17 protein-coding genes are annotated in these 16,156 nt (G+C 72.1%); 11 read left to right on the top strand and 6 right to left on the bottom strand.

Annotation, left to right across the window (positions count from 1 at the left end; genetic code table 11):
- Positions 1-107: 107 nt before the first annotated feature.
- The 3 genes from K313_RS20060 to K313_RS22100 all read left to right on the top strand — a co-directional run bounded on the left by K313_RS20060 (position 108) and on the right by K313_RS22100 (position 1,452).
- Positions 108-512 (top strand): single-stranded DNA-binding protein, encoded by a 405-nt coding sequence (locus K313_RS20060; protein WP_029210631.1) that lies wholly within the window; start codon positions 108-110, stop codon positions 510-512.
- A 22-nt stretch (positions 513-534) separates the two neighbouring features.
- Positions 535-846 carry a hypothetical protein gene (locus tag K313_RS0104670; protein ID WP_029210630.1) on the top strand — a complete coding sequence of 104 codons (312 nt, stop codon included), beginning with the start codon at positions 535-537 and terminating at the stop codon, positions 844-846.
- Between the two features lie 162 nt (positions 847-1,008).
- Complete coding sequence (locus K313_RS22100) at positions 1,009-1,452, top strand: NUDIX domain-containing protein (RefSeq protein ID WP_029210629.1); 444 nt, start codon at positions 1,009-1,011, stop codon at positions 1,450-1,452.
- 6 nt (positions 1,453-1,458) lie between these two features.
- On the opposite strand, the gene K313_RS0104660 is transcribed toward K313_RS22100, so the two are convergent.
- Positions 1,459-3,357 (bottom strand): helix-turn-helix domain-containing protein, encoded by a 1,899-nt coding sequence (locus tag K313_RS0104660; protein WP_029210628.1) that lies wholly within the window; start codon positions 3,355-3,357, stop codon positions 1,459-1,461.
- Positions 3,358-3,515: 158 nt separating this feature from the next.
- Here K313_RS0104660 and K313_RS0104655 point away from each other — a divergent pair, with 158 nt between their 5' ends.
- The 3 genes from K313_RS0104655 (at position 3,516) to K313_RS0104645 (ending at position 6,698) form a co-directional block, all read left to right on the top strand.
- Positions 3,516-4,964 (top strand): FAD-binding oxidoreductase, encoded by a 1,449-nt coding sequence (locus tag K313_RS0104655; protein ID WP_029210627.1) that lies wholly within the window; start codon positions 3,516-3,518, stop codon positions 4,962-4,964.
- Positions 4,961-6,334 carry an MFS transporter gene (locus K313_RS0104650; protein WP_029210626.1) on the top strand — a complete coding sequence of 458 codons (1,374 nt, stop codon included), beginning with the start codon at positions 4,961-4,963 and terminating at the stop codon, positions 6,332-6,334. The genes K313_RS0104655 and K313_RS0104650 overlap by 4 nt, the downstream gene beginning before the upstream one ends.
- A gap of 151 nt (positions 6,335-6,485) precedes the next feature.
- The gene (locus K313_RS0104645; RefSeq protein WP_029210625.1) at positions 6,486-6,698 is read left to right on the top strand and encodes a hypothetical protein; all 213 of its coding nucleotides are present in this window, start codon (positions 6,486-6,488) and stop codon (positions 6,696-6,698) included.
- 121 nt (positions 6,699-6,819) lie between these two features.
- On the opposite strand, the gene K313_RS0104640 is transcribed toward K313_RS0104645, so the two are convergent.
- Complete coding sequence (locus K313_RS0104640) at positions 6,820-7,680, bottom strand: aldo/keto reductase (protein WP_029210624.1); 861 nt, start codon at positions 7,678-7,680, stop codon at positions 6,820-6,822.
- A 226-nt stretch (positions 7,681-7,906) separates the two neighbouring features.
- Between K313_RS0104640 and K313_RS0104635 the strand changes: the two genes are divergently transcribed.
- Both K313_RS0104635 and K313_RS0104630 read left to right on the top strand, forming a co-directional pair.
- Positions 7,907-8,749: an SDR family NAD(P)-dependent oxidoreductase gene (locus K313_RS0104635; protein WP_029210623.1), complete on the top strand. Its 843-nt coding sequence runs from the start codon at positions 7,907-7,909 to the stop codon at positions 8,747-8,749.
- The gene (locus K313_RS0104630) at positions 8,746-9,897 is read left to right on the top strand and encodes a flavin-containing monooxygenase (RefSeq protein ID WP_029210622.1); all 1,152 of its coding nucleotides are present in this window, start codon (positions 8,746-8,748) and stop codon (positions 9,895-9,897) included. Before K313_RS0104635 ends, K313_RS0104630 begins: the two co-directional genes overlap by 4 nt.
- On the opposite strand, the gene K313_RS0104625 is transcribed toward K313_RS0104630, so the two are convergent.
- A complete protein-coding gene (locus K313_RS0104625) occupies positions 9,872-11,314 on the bottom strand; it encodes an MFS transporter (RefSeq protein ID WP_029210621.1) in 1,443 nt (480 codons plus the stop codon). The two genes, K313_RS0104630 and K313_RS0104625, sit on opposite strands and share 26 nt — an antisense overlap.
- Positions 11,311-11,736 (bottom strand): MarR family winged helix-turn-helix transcriptional regulator, encoded by a 426-nt coding sequence (locus K313_RS0104620; RefSeq protein ID WP_034251664.1) that lies wholly within the window; start codon positions 11,734-11,736, stop codon positions 11,311-11,313. The genes K313_RS0104625 and K313_RS0104620 overlap by 4 nt, the downstream gene beginning before the upstream one ends.
- 174 nt (positions 11,737-11,910) lie before the next feature.
- Between K313_RS0104620 and K313_RS0104615 the strand changes: the two genes are divergently transcribed.
- From K313_RS0104615 to K313_RS0104605, 3 genes are all read left to right on the top strand, one after another.
- A complete protein-coding gene (locus tag K313_RS0104615) occupies positions 11,911-14,265 on the top strand; it encodes an ATP-binding cassette domain-containing protein (RefSeq protein ID WP_029210619.1) in 2,355 nt (784 codons plus the stop codon).
- Positions 14,266-14,274: 9 nt separating this feature from the next.
- Positions 14,275-14,724 (top strand): hypothetical protein, encoded by a 450-nt coding sequence (locus K313_RS22095; protein ID WP_029210618.1) that lies wholly within the window; start codon positions 14,275-14,277, stop codon positions 14,722-14,724.
- Between the two features lie 199 nt (positions 14,725-14,923).
- Positions 14,924-15,130 (top strand): cold-shock protein, encoded by a 207-nt coding sequence (locus K313_RS0104605; RefSeq protein ID WP_019285853.1) that lies wholly within the window; start codon positions 14,924-14,926, stop codon positions 15,128-15,130.
- Between the two features lie 101 nt (positions 15,131-15,231).
- Here the strand turns inward: K313_RS0104605 and K313_RS24145 are convergent, their stop codons facing one another.
- Complete coding sequence (locus K313_RS24145) at positions 15,232-15,663, bottom strand: hypothetical protein (RefSeq protein WP_205621816.1); 432 nt, start codon at positions 15,661-15,663, stop codon at positions 15,232-15,234.
- A complete protein-coding gene (locus K313_RS24140) occupies positions 15,660-16,109 on the bottom strand; it encodes a dienelactone hydrolase family protein (RefSeq protein WP_205621815.1) in 450 nt (149 codons plus the stop codon). Before K313_RS24140 ends, K313_RS24145 begins: the two co-directional genes overlap by 4 nt.
- Positions 16,110-16,156 lie beyond the last annotated feature (47 nt).

The following is a 16,156-nucleotide window of genomic DNA, read 5'->3' as shown; positions in this document are numbered from 1 at the left end:
GTCGTCGTCCACAGCCCCGGCATGGTCCTTGGTCGTATGCCGACCCGCTGCCACCGTGGTCCTCGACCCCGCCATCGGTGGGTGCGGGCAGTGGCGCAGGAGCGGAGATGGTGCAGGTGGACGTGGTGGATGCGGGTGGCGTGGGTGCGGTGTGCAACGAGGTCCGGCTGCGGGGGCGGGTGAGCGGAGAGCCCGAGCTCAGGGCGCTGCCGAGCGAGGTCCTCCTCGTGAGCCTGCGGGTGGTCGTGCCTCGGCCGCCCGACCCCCAGGCGGCCGAGGAGGGCCGGCGGCCGCCGACGGTGGACACCATCGACGTGACCTGCTGGCCGGGCGACGTGCAGGAGCAGGCCGTCGAGCTCGTCGACGGCGACCACGTGGAGGTCCACGGCGCCCTGAGACGGCGGTTCTACCGGACACCGGGCGGCGCGCAGTCCCGCTACGAGGTGCAGGCCGCCACGATCTCGCTCCTGCACCGCGAGGAGCACGGGGGCCCGTGCCCCGGCCAGGCGTAGGCTGAGCACGAGGAGGTGCACCATGCAGACCTCGACGAACGGTCCCGCGGTCCACGACCGTGGGAGGGCCCTCACCCGGGGCCACTGGACCACGGGCGCCGCCATCGTGTGGTTCCTGGCGCTCATGCTCCCCCTCCTCTATCCGATCGCCGTCTCCGGGATGGCCGCGCAGCCGTGGTGGGTGCTCGTGACCGTCGCCGCGTGGTGTGCGGTGCTGGTCAACGGGCTGCGCAGGTGGCGCTCCCCGGGCCGGGTCGCGTTCCTCGTCGTGGGTCCGTTCATCCTTCCCGTGCTGCTGGCGGTGGGCTGGTTCCTGCTGCCGGGAGCTGCCTGAGCAGCGCGCTCGCCTCGCCTCTCGGGGACGTCGTCTCGCGGGCCGCCTCCTCGGCGTTCCCCTCGGCCTTCCCTGCGGCCAGGCATCATCGGCTGACGTGATCGGCTGACGTGATCGATGGGGAGGGTGTCCTGCGGCTCGGCCCATGACTACAGTCGTGCCATGGCGAACCGACCGGAGAAGTTCGAAGTCGTCGTCTCGGCCGTGATCCGCAGCGGGCCCCGCGTGCTGCTGACCCGGCTCGAGGACCACGACTACTGGTTCCTGCCCGGCGGCCCGGTGACCCTGGGCGAGTCGGCCAAGGACGCCCTGCACAAGGACATCCTCGAGGAGCTCGGCCTCGAGGCCAAGGTCGCGGACCTGATAGCCGTGGTGGAGAACGCCTTCGAGCTGGACGGGGTCGCTCATCACGAGATCAACCTCGCCTTCGAGGCCAAGGTCAACCGCACCTCCTCCCAGGCGCTGGTGCCCGGCATGGAGTTCCGGTGGTTCGACTCGGAGTCCCTCTACGACCTCGACATCCGTCCGGCGAGCCTGGCGACCGTCGTCCGCTACGGCCCCGAGGCCGTGCGACTCCCGTTGCAGAGCAACGGTCTCGGTCACTGACGAGGGTCACCCGGCAGGCCCGCCCACGCGCTCCGAGAGCCTGTGCAGCTCGAGGGCGAGGCCGAGCTCGAAGGCTCGCTCGGGCTCTCGCCACCGCTCGCCGAGCAGCTCGTCGATCCGGTGCAGCCGCTGGTAGAGCGTGTTGGTGTGCACGCCGAGGCGGGCTGCGGTCGCGGCGTGCGACCGGCCCGCCGACAGGTAGGCACCGAGCGTCCCCACGAGGTCGCTGCCGGTCGCGGCGTCGCGGTCCAGCAACGGACCCAGCTGCCAGCGCACGTGCTCCACGCCGGCCCCCTCGGCCGCGCTCGAGAGCACCGCCGCCAGGACGCCGAGGTCCTCGGCCCGCACCACCGCCGGTGGCCTGCCCAGCGTCGTGAGGACGCCGAGGCCCCGGTCCGCCCGGCGCCAGGCCGCGGCGACGGCCGTCACGCCGGCGGCCGCCGATCCGTTCGCGCCCGCGCTGGTCGGAGCACGCTCCAGGCGAGGTATGGCCGCGCTACCGTGCGCGCCCGGGACGGCGGCGACGACCACGTGATGGGCGACCGCGGGTCCGAGGACGTCGCTGACCTCGTCGGCCGTCTGGTCGAGCAGGGCCACCGTACTGTCGGCCACCTGGCCCGACCACGCCCTCGGCAGCCGCGCGAGCACCCGTTCCGCGCCCGGCCCGCCGGCGCCCACGACGACGACGGTCGCCACGCGCCCCAGCTCCAGGCCGACGGCCTCGGCCCGGCGACGGACCCGCTGATGATCGGGGGAGTCGACGAACAGCGCCGCCGCCAGCTCGGCCCCGCCCCGGCGGCTCTGCTCGGCCAGCTCGCGCTCGGTCGCCATGGACAGGGCGATCACGAGGGCGGCTCGCTCGGTGCTGCGGACGTCCGCCGGCGTCAGGCTCTGCGCGCGGCATACCCACAGCCGGCCGTGGTCGACGCCGCCCGCCCGGACCGGCACGCAGTGCCAGCCCGCCCCGCCCGGAGGCGCCGTCGTGGACCCAGGCGAGGACCCCGCCGTGGACCCCGCCGAGGACCCCGCGGCCCGGTCGGCACGAGGCGGGCGGAGTCCCGGGTCGCTGCTCGCGACGACGTGCCCGGAGGTGGTGGTGATGACGACACCCGCCCCGAGGGCCCGAGCCAGCGCGGCCGCCACCTCGGGCAGGCCGCCACGGTTGGCGACGATGCCGGTCAGGTCGTCGTGCAGGGCCGCCGCCTCCTGCTGGGAGCGCAGCGCCGCCTCGCGCTGGGTGATGAGCTGGGCGTTGCGGATGGCGATGGCGGCCGGGGCGGCGAGCGCGCTGAGCCGCACGACCTCGGCGTCGGTGAACGCGCGAGGACGGTGCTCGGCCACGAGCAGCACGCCGGTCACCTCCTCGCCCGTGCGCAGCGGGACCCCGAGGATGCCGCCGAGCCGCTCCTGGGCGGCCACCTCGTCGACCCCGGTCGCGTGCCGGACCGTCTCGTCGGTGAGGTAGTCCCCGCTCCAGAACGCCTGGCCGGTCTCGAACACGCGACCACCGATGCCCTCGCCCGGCCTCAGACGGGTCCGCCGCAAGCCGTGGCCCAGGGCCCCGTCGACGTACTGGATGGGCAGGGTGCCGTCCGTGTCGGGGAGCATGAGGTAGGCCACGTCGGCGCCGAGCTGCAGCCTGGCGCGACGGGCGACCTCGCGCAGGACGTCCGTGGGGTCGTGCAGCCGGGCCAGCTGCTGCGAGAGGTCGTTGACGACCCCGAGCTCGGCGGTGCGCCGCCGGCCCTGCCGCACGAGATCCCGCAGCCTGCGGGCGCGCTCGGCCTCACGATGGGCCAGGGGCTCCGTGCCCGGAGCGGCCTCCGAGAGGCAGGACGCCAGGTGGGCGGCGAGCCGGTCGTCGTCCGCGTCGTCGAGCACGAGGGTCAGCCAGGTGGGTAGCACGGGGCAACGATCCCACACCGCTGTGGGCGTTCCCCACACCTTCCGTCGCGGAATGTGGAGGGTTCACCCCTCGTGGTCATGCCTTCAGCAGCCTAGTTTTGCCCGGGTACCCCGTCGCGGATCCCGCGGCGACAACGACGTCGGCCCACCGGAGACCCATGACCATCGCCACCCTGCTGGACCTGTTGCCCGCCGATCGGGTGATCACCGACCCTTCGCGGCTCGTGTCCTACGCCCACGACGACGCGGAGTGGGCGCCGTCAGCGCCTCCGCTGGCCGTCGTGCGGCCCCGGAGCACCGACGAGGTCGCCACGCTGGTCCGCTGGTGCCGCGACCACGCGGTGCCGGTGGTGCCGCGCGGAGCCGGGACCGGCCTGTCGGGTGGGGCCAACGCCACGGCCGGATCGGTGGTCGTGTCCTTCGAGGCGATGACCGCGATCCGTGAGATCGACGAGCGCGAGCGCCTCGCCGTCGTCGAGCCCGGCGTGGTCAACGACGACCTGCGGGCCGAGGCGGCGCGCCACGGCCTGTGGTACCCGCCGGACCCGGCCAGCTCCCCGTGGTCGACGATCGGGGGCAACGTCGCCACCAACGCCGGGGGCGTGTGCTGCGTCAAGTACGGCGTGACGGGTGACTATGTGCTCGGGCTCGAGGTGGTGACCGGCACGGGCGAGGTCGTCCGCCTCGGGCGCCGCACCGCCAAGGGGGTCGCCGGCCTGGACCTGTGCAGCCTCATGGTCGGCTCCGAGGGGACGCTCGGCATCATCACCGAGATCACCCTGCGGCTGCGTCCGTCCCGTCCCGCCGAGCGCACCATCGCCGGCCAGTTCGAGGACGTCTCGGCGGCCGGCCGCGCCGTGGCGGCGATCGGCGCCAGCGGCGTCATACCCTCGGCCCTCGAGCTGGTGGACCGGCACTGCCTGGAGGCCGTGGACCGGTGGAAGAACATGGGCCTCGCGGTCGACGCGGGTGCCCTGCTGCTGGCCCGCGTCGACTCCGCCGGCGCCACGGGCGACCACGAGTCCGCCACGATCCTGGCGGCGATGGAGGGAGCCGGCGCGACCTTCGCGGCCCTGTCCACCGACGAGGACGAGGCGGAGGCGCTCTTCGCCGCCCGACGGCTCGCCTACCCGGCCCTGGAGCGCCTCGGCCCGGTGCTCACCGAGGACGTGTGCGTCCCGATGGGTGCCGTGCCCGAGATGCTGGACCGCATCGTCGCGACGGGGGAGCGGCACGGCGTGCTCATCGCCAACATCGCGCACGCCGGTGACGGCAACCTGCACCCCCTGCTCATCGTCCCGGCCGACGACCCCGCGGCCACCGCGGCTGCGCAGGCGGCCTTCGAGGACATCATCGGCGACGCCCTCGACCTCGGCGGCACGGTCACGGGCGAGCACGGCGTCGGCCTGCTCAAGCGCCCCGGCCTCACCCGCGAGGTCTCGCCGGTCGTCGCCGCCCTGCAGCACGCCGTCAAGCGCGCCCTGGACCCCCACGACATCCTCAACCCCGGCAAGGCCCTGCCCGACGTGCCGGCCGAGCGGGGCTCTGCACCGACCCCTGCACCGAACCCTGCCCTGAACGACGACTCCCTGGAGGACCCCCGATGAGCTCGACCGCGCACCGCGCGACCCCGGCGACGGACGACGCGCTGCAGCGTCGCGTCGTGGCCAAGGTCGCCCGTCGGCTGGTGCCCTTCATGGCGCTCATGTACTTCGTGAACTACCTGGACCGCACCAACATCGGCTTCGCCAAGCTGACGATGGCCAAGGACCTCGCCCTCACGGAGACGATGTTCGGCCTGGCCTCCGGGCTCTTCTTCATCGGCTACCTGGTCTTCGAGGTGCCCAGCAACCTGGCCATGCACAGGTTCGGCGCGAGGCGGTGGATCGCGCGCATCCTCGTCTCGTGGGGCATCGTCGCCGCGGCGATGGCCTTCGTACCCAACCACCAGTGGCTCTACGGCCTGCGCATCCTGCTCGGCATCGCCGAGGCCGGGTTCTTCCCGGGCATGATCCTCTACCTCACCTACTGGTTCCCCGCCCGCGACCGCGCGAGGATCACCGGGATGTTCCTGGTCGCGATCCCGCTGTCCTCCGCCCTCGGGGCCACCCTGTCGGGCCTGCTCGTGCAGAACCTGCACGGCTTCTTCGGGCTCGAGGGATGGCGGGCGATGTTCCTCGTCGAGGCCGTCCCGGCCGTCATCCTGGGCGTCATCGCGTGGTTCTACCTCACCGACCGTCCCGACGACGCGACGTGGCTTTCCGCCGAGGAGCGCACCTGGCTGACGGAGCGCATGGCGCACGAGCAGGGCGAGACCGAGCGCGCCCACGGCTGGTCCGTGCGCAAGGCGCTGACGAGCGGTCGCGTCCTGGCGCTGTCGTTCGTCTACTTCGGTGTCTGCTACGGGCTCTACGCGCTCAGCTTCTTCCTCCCCACGATCGTCGCGGGCTTCGCCAAGCAGTTCGGCACGAAGTTCTCCCTCGTCGAGACCGGCATGATCGTCGCCGTCCCGTTCCTGTTCGGCGCCGTGGCCATGGTGGCCAACGGTCACCACTCCGACAAGACGGGGGAGCGGCGCTGGCACGTCGCGGTGCCGGCGGTCGTCGCCGGCGTCTCGATCCCGGTCGCGCTCTACCAGCAGTCGCCGTTCGCCGTCATGGTCGCCATCACCTTCACCGCCATCGGGGTCTGCGCGGCCCTGCCCGTCTTCTGGTCGCTGCCCAGCGCCTTCCTCACCGGCGCGGGTGCCGCCGCCGGCATCGCGCTGATCAACTCGCTCGGCAACATCTCGGGCTTCGCCGCACCCTTCGTCACGGGGTTCAGCATCGACCTGACGGGCAGCGCCAAGCCCGCCCTGTGGATGGTCGGGGCCCTCCTGGTCGGTGCCGCCGTGATCACCCTGAGCCTGGGTCACGCGCCCCGGCGCGCCGAGGACGACGCCCCAGTCTCCGAGCGGTCCGGGAGCACCACGGCCTGACGCGGCACCGCGCCAACTCACCGCAGCGACGCGACGCGCCCGCGATCAGCCCGCCCGGCTGGTCGCGGGCGCGTCCGGCGTCCAGGGGAGCCGTGTACGCTGGACGGATCAGCGCCGACGCGCCGTCGCGTGGGTGCGCGGACGAGAGTGGGTGGCACCGATGAGGCGCGACCAGCACGAGCCCGAGACCGTGAGGCGGGCGGACCTGCCCTTCTCCGAGCGGCTGGCCCAGGCCGGGCACGACCAGCGTGAGCCCTGGCCGGACGACGACTACGTCCCTCACGAGAAGGCCAGGGGTCGCAACCCCGCCGTCGAGGGAGTGGCCACCGGAGCCATGCTGGGCGGTGGCGCCCAGCGCATCTGACGGGACAGACCGGCCGTCAGACCAGGTGAGCCTCGTGGGCGAGCACGACGAGGGCGACCCGGTTCTTGGCGTGGGACGTCGTCTGACGGGCAGGCCCACGCCGTCTGACGGGCGTGACCGCTCAGTCGTGGATGCGGACCCCGCCCAGCGTCTTGGTCATGCCGGGGTCGCGGTGGTCGAAGAACAGCGACTCGCCCGTGTCCAGGCCGGCGATGCGGGCCATCTCGTCGTCGGTGAGGGTGAAGTCGAAGACGTCGATGTTCTGCGCCATCCGCTCGGCGCGCACGGACTTGGGGATCACCACGACGTCCCGCTGCACCAGCCAGCGCAGCACGACCTGCGCGACGGACTTGTCGTGCGCCTCGCCGATCTCGCTCAGCACCGGGTTGGTGAACAGGTCGTTCCTCCCCTCGGCGAAGCCGCCCCAGGACTCGTGCTGGACGCCGAGCTCGCGCATGAGGTCCTGGTCGGCCCGGCGCTGGTGGAAGGGGTGCGTCTCGATCTGGTTGACGGCGGGCACGACCTCGTTGTGCTCGACCAGGTCGACGAGCCGGTCGGGGTGGAAGTTGGAGACGCCGATCGCACGCACCGCGCCCTCGCCCAGCAGCGTCTGCATCGCGCGCCAGGAGCCGTAGTAGTCGCCGTACGGCTGGTGGATGAGGTAGAGGTCGAGCCGGTCCAGCCCGAGCTGCTCCAGGGAGCGCTCGAAGGCCGTGCGGGCGGCCTGGTCGCCGGCGTCCTGGATCCACAGCTTGGTGGTGACGAAGAGCTCGTCGCGGGGGATCCCGCTGGCGGCGATCGCCCGCCCGACGGCCGCCTCGTTGCCGTAGGCCGCAGCGGTGTCGACGTGGCGATAGCCCGCCGCGAGGGCGTCCGAGACGGCCTGCTCGGTCTCCTCCGGGGGGATCTGGTAGACGCCGAACCCGAGGATCGGCATCTCGACACCGTTGTCCAGCGTGACGTTGGGAACCTGGGGGGACATGGGTGGCCTTCTCTCGCAACGGGGGCGGCACCCGGTCCGGCGCCGCATGCTCCATCCAACCGCAGGGTCGTATGCCGCGGGAGGCTCGCCCGAGGGGGGTACTGCCGATGCCCCGCTGCGCGCACGGACTGCGCCGATCGGTGGAGGGCCCCTCGCACGCATTGTTACCAGCCAGTAGGGTGTGCCCACCTGCAGCGCCGCGACGCGGCCCGACGAGAGGCACACGATGGCAAGGACGCCGTTCGCACCCAGGGTCAGCCTGGTCACCGGGGGAGCCGCCGGCATCGGTCGGGCGCTCGCGGTCGAGATCGGGCGACGAGGTTCGCGGGTGGTGATCGCCGACATCGACGCCGCAGCAGCGGAGCGCACCGCCGCGGAGCTCAGGGCGGACGGGCTCACCGTGACGGCGCGGGGCGTCGACGTGGCCGACGCCGCCGCCATGGACGACCTGGTCCGCGAGGTCGTGGCGACGGAGGGTCGCCTCGACGCGATAATCAACAACGCCGGCATCCTCGTCAACGGCCCGTTCGAGGAGTTCGACGACCACCACTGGCGTCGCGCCCTGGACGTCAACCTGCTCGGCGTGGTCAACGGCTCCCGCGCCGCGCTGGCGGTGATGCGCGAGCAGGGGAGCGGCACCATCATCAACACGGGTTCCCTTGCAGGGCTGATGGTCTCGCCGCGGATGCTGCCCTACACCGTGAGCAAGCAGGCCGTCGTGGCGTTCTCCCGCGGGCTCGCCCTCGAGGTGGCCGCCCAGGGGATCGGGGTGCACGTCTTCTGCCCGGCGTTCGTCGACACCAAGCTGCTGGACGAGCCCTACGACGCCACGACGCACGCGGGCGACTTCCGCCGCTACGCCAGGACCCTGCAGCCGCGGCTCACCACGCCGGAGACGGTGGCGCGCAGGGCGATCCGCGGCGTGGAGGCCGGGAGCACCGTCATACCGGTCGGTCTGCTCGCCCAGGCGCTGTGGCGCTCGGACCGGTTCCTGCCCGGCCTGACCGACCGCGGCTCGCGGCAGGCCTGCGAGCGCCAGGACCGGATCACCCACGAGGGGGAGCGATGAGCACCGTCGTCATCGGCGCGGGCCCCGGCGGGCTGGCGGTCGCGGCGGCCCTGCAGCAGCGCGGCGAGACCGTGACCGTGGTGGACAAGGCTGCAGCAGTGGGGAGCTCGTGGCGCGGTCACTACGACCGGCTGCACCTGCACACCCCGCGCGAGCTGTCCGGCCTGCCGGGCTATCCGATCCCGCGCAGGTTCGGCCGGTGGGTGTCGCGCGACGACGTCGTGCGCTACCTCGAGCTGTATGCCGCCCACCACCGCCTCGACGTCCGCACCGGCGTCGAGGTGACCGATCTCGCTCAGCAGCACGGCGGTTGGACCGTCACGACGGCGGACGGCGGGAGGCTGGATGCCGAGAACGTCGTCGTGGCAACGGGATACAACAACACGCCCGCCATGCCCACCTGGCCGGGGACGGAGTCGTTCACGGGCGAGATCATCCACGCGTCCGCCTACCGCAACGGCGAACCCTGGCGCGGCAGAAGCGTGCTCGTCGTGGGGATCGGCAACACCGGCGCGGAGATCGCCACCGACCTGGTCGAGCACGGAGCCGGTCCGGTGTGGATCGGCGTCCGCACCCCGCCCTACATCCTGGTGCGCGACCGCGGCCCCATGACCGCCAACCTGCTTGGGATCATGGTGCGGCACCTGCCGGTTCGCGTGGTGGACCTGCTCCAGGACCGCATGCTGCGGCTGGAGACGCCCGACCTGTCCGCCCACGGCCTGCCGCGCCCGTCGGGCGGCCTCTACTCCAAGGTCCTCGCCGGGACCATCCCCGTCCAGGACGTCGGGATCGTCGGCTCGATCCAGAGCGGATCGGTGGTCCCCGTGAAGAGCCCGGCGCGCTTCGAGGGCGACGAGGTCGTGCTGACCGACGGCTCGCGGCTGCGCCCCGACGCGGTGGTCGTGGCCGCCGGCTACCGCCAGAACCTCGAGCCCCTCGTGGGGGCGCTCGGCGTCCTGGACGCCCGAGGGCTCCCACGCTCGCACGGCGCGGAGCCCGCGCTCCCGGGGCTGCACTTCACCGGCTTCACCAACCCCATCTCGGGGATGTTCCGCGAGCTGCGGATCGACGCCACCCGGATCGCCCGCGCCATCCGGCCAAACCGGCGGGCGGCGCGCGGGGTCACGAGGAGCCCAGCAGCGCGCTGACCCGGTCGCTGCTGCGCCTGGCCGCGTCCGTGGTGACGAGCAGGGCCACGACGACCAGGGCGATGCCGCACGCCAGCATCACGTGCCAAGCCGTGTGCGAGGCGATCGCGAGGCTGCTCGTCCCTGAGCCCAGCGCGGAGAAGGTCAGCGTCCCGAAGAGCGCGACCCCGAGGGCCGTGCCCACCTGGCGCGAGGTCGACGCCACGGCGGACGCGACACCCGCCTGGTGCCGGGGCATCCCTGTGACGGCGGCGTTGGTGATGGGGGCGTTGAGCAGACCGAACCCGCAGCCGAACAACGCGTAGGCGGCGAGCAGGACGAGCGTGTCGGTGGTCGCCGTCAGGGATCCGAGCACCGCCGCCGATCCGGCGATCCCGATCCCGGCCAGCACCATCGGCGCCCGAGGCCCCCGCGCACCGACCATCCGCCCCGACACCGGCGACAAGAGCCCGGTGGCCAGGGCCATGGGCAAGGTCATCAGCCCGGCGTGCAGGGGTGACAGGCCACGCTCGGCCTGGAGGTACAACGTGTTGACCAGCAGAAACCCGGACTGCGCGGCGAACCCGACGACGGCGGACAGGACGGCGCCGCTGAAGGGGATGCTGAGGAAGAACCTCGGGTCGATCAGCGGCTCGGGCAGGTGCAGCTCGACCACCACCAGGGCCATCAGCGACCCGGCCGCCGCGGCCAGGCAGGCCAGCACCACGATCGAGGTCCACCCCGCCTCGCGACCCTCGATCAGGGCGAAGGTCACCGTGGCCAGGACGATCATGACGAGCAGCTGCCCGACCGGGTCGAGGCGACGTGGCCGTGGGGAGCGCGACTCGGGCACGTAGCGCGCAGCCAGGACGAACGCGGTCAGGGTGACCGGGACGTTCATCCAGAAGACCGCCTCCCACCCCAGGGTCTGGACGAGCACGCCGCCGACGACGGGCCCGAGTGCCATCGACAGACCGATCGTGCCGCCCCAGAACCCGATGGCCTGGGCGCGCTCGCGCGCATCGGTGAAGGTGGTGGTGATGATCGACATCGCGACGGGGTTCATCATCGAGCCCCCGACCGCCTGGAGGACGCGGGACGCGATCAGCATGTCCCCCGAGGTGGCGAAGGCGCACCAGGCCGACCCGATGCCGAAGGTCACGAGGCCGGTCTGGAAGACGCGTCGGCGGCCCACGCGGTCGGCGATCGATCCCGACAGCATGAGCAGGCTGGCCAGCACGACCGTGTAGGAGTCGAGGATCCACTGCAGGTGGGAGTCGGAGACGTGCAGGTCGCGCTGGATCGACGGCAGGGCGAGGTTGAGCGCGGAGATGTCGAGCCCGACGACGAAGATGCTCAGGCAGCAGATGGCCAGGACGAGCCATCGGCTGGAGGAGTCCTGACGGGAGCGGCGGGCCGTGGCGGCCGGCGCGCTCACCGGTGTCCCTGCACCTTCGCGAGCAGGGTGTGCAGCGTGGACAGCTCGGTCGGGGACAGGGCCTCCAGGCCGGGGACGGGGCCGGGCAGGGCCCGGATGTCGTCCATGAGCGCGCGTCCTTGCGGCGTGACCGTCACGATCTTGCGCCGGCCGTCCGACTCGTCGGGCTCCTTGCGGACCAGGCCCCGGTCGGCGAGGTCGCTCACGATCAGGCTGGCCGCGGGTGCGTCGACCCCCAGCTCGGCCGCCAGGCCGGCACCGCTCATGGGCCGGCGCTCGATCCGCCGCAGGGCGCGGAACCGGCTGAAGGGAAGCCCCATCCGCTCGACGACCAGCGGCTGCCAGAGGTGCCGATGGTCGGTGAACACCGCCGCCAGCAGGGTCCAGACCTCGGCCGTCGTGACCGTCTTAGTTGTATTCATGCAACCATTGTATACCTACAACCACCGATGACGGCGGAGACGTCATACGGCCAGGTGGGGGACCGGGCTGGAGCGCCGCACCGAGAGGACCCGCCAGCTGGGTGCTCTCGACTGGGCGAGGCGCCACAATGGCGCGTGCGACCTGAGCCCACAGGTCCGACGGACGGAGACCCGATGACGCAGCACAGCGCCGACCACCACGACCTGATCCGCGTGCACGGCGCGCGGGAGAACAACCTCAAGGACATCAGCGTCGAGCTGCCGAAGCGCCGGCTGACCGTCTTCACCGGGGTGTCCGGGTCGGGCAAGAGCTCGTTGGTCTTCGCGACCATCGCGGCCGAGTCGCAGCGCATGATCAACGAGACCTACAGCGCCTTCCTGCAGGGCTTCATGCCCTCCCTCGCGCGCCCGGACGTGGACCACCTCGAGGGCCTGACGACGGCGATCCTCGTCGACCAGGAGCGCATGGGCGCCAACATCCGCTCGACCGTCGGCACCGCGACGGACGCCAACGCCCTGCTGCGAGTTCTGTTCTCCCGGTTGGGGACCCCGCACGTCGGCTCGCCGCAGGCGTACGCGTTCAACATCCCCTCGGTGTCCGGGGCCGGCGCGGTCACCATCCAGACCGGCGCCAAGAAGGGCACCAAGGAGAAGCGCACCTTCTCGATCACCGGCGGCATGTGCCCCGAGTGCGAGGGGACCGGCAAGGTCTCGGACTTCGACCTGACAGCGGTGTATGACGAGACCCGCTCCCTCGCCGACGGGGCGATCCTGGTCCCGGGCTACAGCATGGACGGGTGGTACGGCCGGATCTTCTCGGGCTTCGGCTTCGACATGGACAAGCCGATCGCGCGGTTCACCCAGAAGGAGCTGCAGGACCTGCTCCACAAGGAGCCGACCAAGATCAAGGTCGAGGGCATCAACCTGACCTACGAGGGCATCATCCCGCGCATCCAGAAGTCCATGCTGTCCAAGGACCGCGAGGCCATGCAGCCGCACATCCGGGCCTTCGTCGACCGGGCGGTCGTCTTCCAGGACTGCCCCGCCTGCGACGGCACCCGCCTGGCGCAGCACGCGCTCGACTCGCGCATCGACGGCGTCAACATCGCCGAGTGCTGCGCCATGCAGATCACCGACCTCGCGGCCTGGGTGCGCGGGCTGAAGCACCCCCAGGCGGCGCCGCTCCTCACGGGGCTGCTGCACCTGCTCGACTCGTTCGTCGAGATCGGGCTGGGCTACCTGTCGCTGGACCGGCCCGCCGGGACGCTGAGCGGGGGAGAGGCCCAGCGCACCAAGATGATCCGCCACCTCGGGTCGTCGCTGACCGACGTCACCTATGTCTTCGACGAGCCGTCGATCGGCCTGCACCCGCACGACATCCAGCGGATGAACGAGCTGCTGGTGCGGCTGCGCGACAAGGGCAACACCGTGCTCGTCGTGGAGCACAAGCCCGAGATGATCGCGATCGCGGACCACGTCGTCGACCTGGGCCCGGGCGCCGGGTCCGCGGGCGGGACGGTCTGCTTCGAGGGGACCGTGGAGGGGTTGCGCGGCAGCGGCACGCTGACCGGGCGCCACCTGGACGACCGGGCACGGCTCAAGGAGACCGTGCGGGAGTCGTCGTCGACCTTCCCGATCCGGGGAGCCTCGACCCACAACCTGCAGGACGTCGACGTCGACGTGCCCCTCGGCGTGCTGTGCGTGGTGACCGGGGTCGCGGGCTCGGGCAAGTCGTCGCTGACCCACGGGTCGCTGCGGGGCGACGAGGTCGTCGTCATCGACCAGAGCGCCATCAAGGGCTCGCGGCGGTCCAACCCGGCGACCTACACCGGCCTGCTGGAGCCCGTCCGCAAGGCCTTCGCCAAGGCGAACGGCGTCAAGCCCGCTCTCTTCTCGGCGAACTCGGAGGGCGCCTGCCCCAACTGCAAGGGGGCGGGCGTGGTCTACACCGAGCTCGGCTTCATGGACACCGTGTCGACGCCCTGCGAGGTGTGCGAGGCCAAGGGCTTCCAGCCCGAGGTGCTGGAGTACCACCTCGACGGCAAGGACATCGCCGAGGTCATGGCGATGTCGGTGGCCGAGGCGTGCGCGTTCTTCGCCGAGGGGGACGCGCGGATCCCCGCCGCTCACACGATCCTGCAGCGGCTCGAGGACGTGGGCCTCGGCTACCTGTCGATCGGTCAGCCGCTCACCACCCTGTCCGGCGGCGAGCGGCAGCGCCTCAAGCTCGCCTCGCAGATGGGGGACAAGGGCACGACCTACGTGCTCGACGAGCCGACCACCGGCCTGCACCTGGCCGACGTCGAGAACCTCCTCGGCCTGCTCGACCGGCTGGTCGACGGCGGCAAGTCGGTGGTCGTCATCGAGCACCACCAGGCCGTCATGGCCCACGCGGACTGGATCATCGACCTGGGTCCGGGCGCCGGTCACGACGGCGGACGCGTCGTCTTCGAGGGCACGCCCGCCGAGCTCGTGCGCCGGCGGGACACGCTGACCGGCAAGCACCTGGCCGAGTACGTCGGCGCCTAGGCTTGATCCATGGACAGCCGCAGCAAGCAACAGGTCAAGGACGACCTCATCGCCCACCTCCAGACGCGTCTTGCCGCCGGCACCTCGAGCACGGCGCAGCAGGCGGCCGCCGGTGCGGGTGCGCCCGACGAGCGACGGGTCGACGACGACTCCCAGCGGGACGAGGCGGGCGACCTGCACGACATCTTCGGCCGGGCGGACGCCCAGGAGCGGCTCGACCTCAAGGAGGCCCGCTCCCTGGACGTGTCCGAGCGGGACGTGGTGGGGCCGGGCGCGATCGTCGAGCTGGACGGGCAGCACTACGTCATCGGTGTGCCCACGGACGCCTTCGAGTCCGGCGGGATCACCTACGAGGGCATGGCGACCGACGCCCCGATCTATGACCTGATCCACGGGTTGCGGGCCGGCGACACCTTCACCTTCGGCGGGCAGGACCAGACCATCACCTCGGTCGACTGACCCGGCCCGTCGGGCGGTTGCATTCGTCCACGGCGCCCGAGTGGGTTAGGCTGGCCGCGTTGTTGAAGTTGATGTGCACAGCAAGGCGGTGCTGATCCACACGGGATCGAACCGTATTTCTGAGCCTGTCCGTGACAAGCATCATCGACATCGCGCGTCCCCGAGGTCCGGGTGACCGCCCTCAGAAAGAGGTTCTGACATGGCAACTGGTACCGTGAAGTGGTTCAACGGCGAGAAGGGCTTCGGCTTCATCGCCCCCGAGGACGGCTCTGCTGACGTCTTCGCGCACTTCTCCGCGATCAACTCGACCGGCTACCGCTCGCTCGACGAGGGCGCCAAGGTCGAGTTCGACACCGAGCAGGGCCCCAAGGGTCTGCAGGCGTCGAACATCACCGTGATCGGCTGATCACCACGCACCTAGGCTCACCAGCCTGACGAGAGGCCCCCGCCACCACTGGTGTCGGGGGCCTCTTGCTGCCCGGACGTCGTACGCCGATGCCCGGCGGCTCAGCGGCTCCCCGCCTCGGCGGGCGGTTGCGGCATACCCACGCGCAGCCGGTCGCTCAGGAACGCGAGGATCTCGTCCTGCGCGACCACCGTGGGGTGGCCGGCCTCGTCGACGAGGTGGGCGGTGACCACGCTGTGGGGCGTCTGCACCACGTGCTCGAAGAACGGTGGGGGAGCAGGGTTGGCGGCGGCGCCAGGCAGCACGCGCCCGTCGAAGGCGTCCCCCAGCAGCCGGCGGTAGGCCGCGAACCGCTGTCCGGTGCACCACCGGTCGTCGTCGAAGCGGTAGGCCAGGACGGTCAGTCCGTCCCGGTCCACCCGCTCGCGGACGGCGGCCTGGTCCGCCTCGTCCAGCTCCACCCCGCCGGGGTCGTCCAGCGGCAGGGACGGGTGGTTGACCACCGGCGCGACCACCGCCGGCTCCAGGGTCATGGTGAGGGCGAAGTTCCCGGTGAAGCACAGGCCCACCGCCCCGACACCCGGTCCGCCGCACTCGGCGTGCGCGCGACCCGGGCCAGGCCCCGCAGCCAGACGGTCACCGGGCTCGTGCCACCCCCGGCGAACGCCCGGAACTCCTTGCTGACGCAGGCCCGCTGGGCCACCTCGTAGCCCTCCGCCGTGGGGTAGGCGCCGTCCCGCCCGAACAGCGACGGGACGTAGACGGTGAACCCCGCGTCCCGGATCCACCGCGCCAGCCGCAGCACGTCGGGGCTGATGCCCGGCATCTCCGGCATCAGCACGACCGCCGGCCCGCGACCCGCGACGAGGACGCGCTTGACGACGCCGTCCACCGCGACCTCCCGGCGGGCGAAGTCCTCGTGCGGGTCGTCCCGATCGTCCCGGCCGGGCGTGCTGTCACGAGTGTCCGACGTCGTCATGCCTCCAGCCTGAACGAGCGGGCACCGCAAGGACAGCGGCGGGATCG

It is taken from the genome of Arsenicicoccus bolidensis DSM 15745, from assembly GCF_000426385.1.
GTDB lineage: Bacteria > Actinomycetota > Actinomycetes > Actinomycetales > Dermatophilaceae > Arsenicicoccus > Arsenicicoccus bolidensis.
This window is presented reverse-complemented; position numbering and strand designations above follow the sequence as displayed.

Bases quoted from the DNA above. Each gene is read 5' to 3' on its own strand.
- K313_RS20060 (WP_029210631.1), top strand. From the start codon at position 108: ATGGTGCAGGTGGACGTGGTGGATGCGGGTGGCGTGGGTGCGGTGTGC.
- K313_RS0104670 (WP_029210630.1), top strand. From the start codon at position 535: ATGCAGACCTCGACGAACGGTCCCGCGGTCCACGACCGTGGGAGGGCC.
- K313_RS22100 (WP_029210629.1), top strand. From the start codon at position 1,009: ATGGCGAACCGACCGGAGAAGTTCGAAGTCGTCGTCTCGGCCGTGATC.
- K313_RS0104655 (WP_029210627.1), top strand. From the start codon at position 3,516: ATGACCATCGCCACCCTGCTGGACCTGTTGCCCGCCGATCGGGTGATC.
- K313_RS0104650 (WP_029210626.1), top strand. From the start codon at position 4,961: ATGAGCTCGACCGCGCACCGCGCGACCCCGGCGACGGACGACGCGCTG.
- K313_RS0104640 (WP_029210624.1), bottom strand. From the start codon at position 7,680: ATGTCCCCCCAGGTTCCCAACGTCACGCTGGACAACGGTGTCGAGATG.
- K313_RS0104635 (WP_029210623.1), top strand. From the start codon at position 7,907: ATGGCAAGGACGCCGTTCGCACCCAGGGTCAGCCTGGTCACCGGGGGA.
- K313_RS0104630 (WP_029210622.1), top strand. From the start codon at position 8,746: ATGAGCACCGTCGTCATCGGCGCGGGCCCCGGCGGGCTGGCGGTCGCG.
- K313_RS0104620 (WP_034251664.1), bottom strand. From the start codon at position 11,736: ATGAATACAACTAAGACGGTCACGACGGCCGAGGTCTGGACCCTGCTG.
- K313_RS0104615 (WP_029210619.1), top strand. From the start codon at position 11,911: ATGACGCAGCACAGCGCCGACCACCACGACCTGATCCGCGTGCACGGC.
- K313_RS22095 (WP_029210618.1), top strand. From the start codon at position 14,275: ATGGACAGCCGCAGCAAGCAACAGGTCAAGGACGACCTCATCGCCCAC.
- K313_RS0104605 (WP_019285853.1), top strand. From the start codon at position 14,924: ATGGCAACTGGTACCGTGAAGTGGTTCAACGGCGAGAAGGGCTTCGGC.
- K313_RS24145 (WP_205621816.1), bottom strand. From the start codon at position 15,663: ATGACCCTGGAGCCGGCGGTGGTCGCGCCGGTGGTCAACCACCCGTCC.
- K313_RS24140 (WP_205621815.1), bottom strand. From the start codon at position 16,109: ATGACGACGTCGGACACTCGTGACAGCACGCCCGGCCGGGACGATCGG.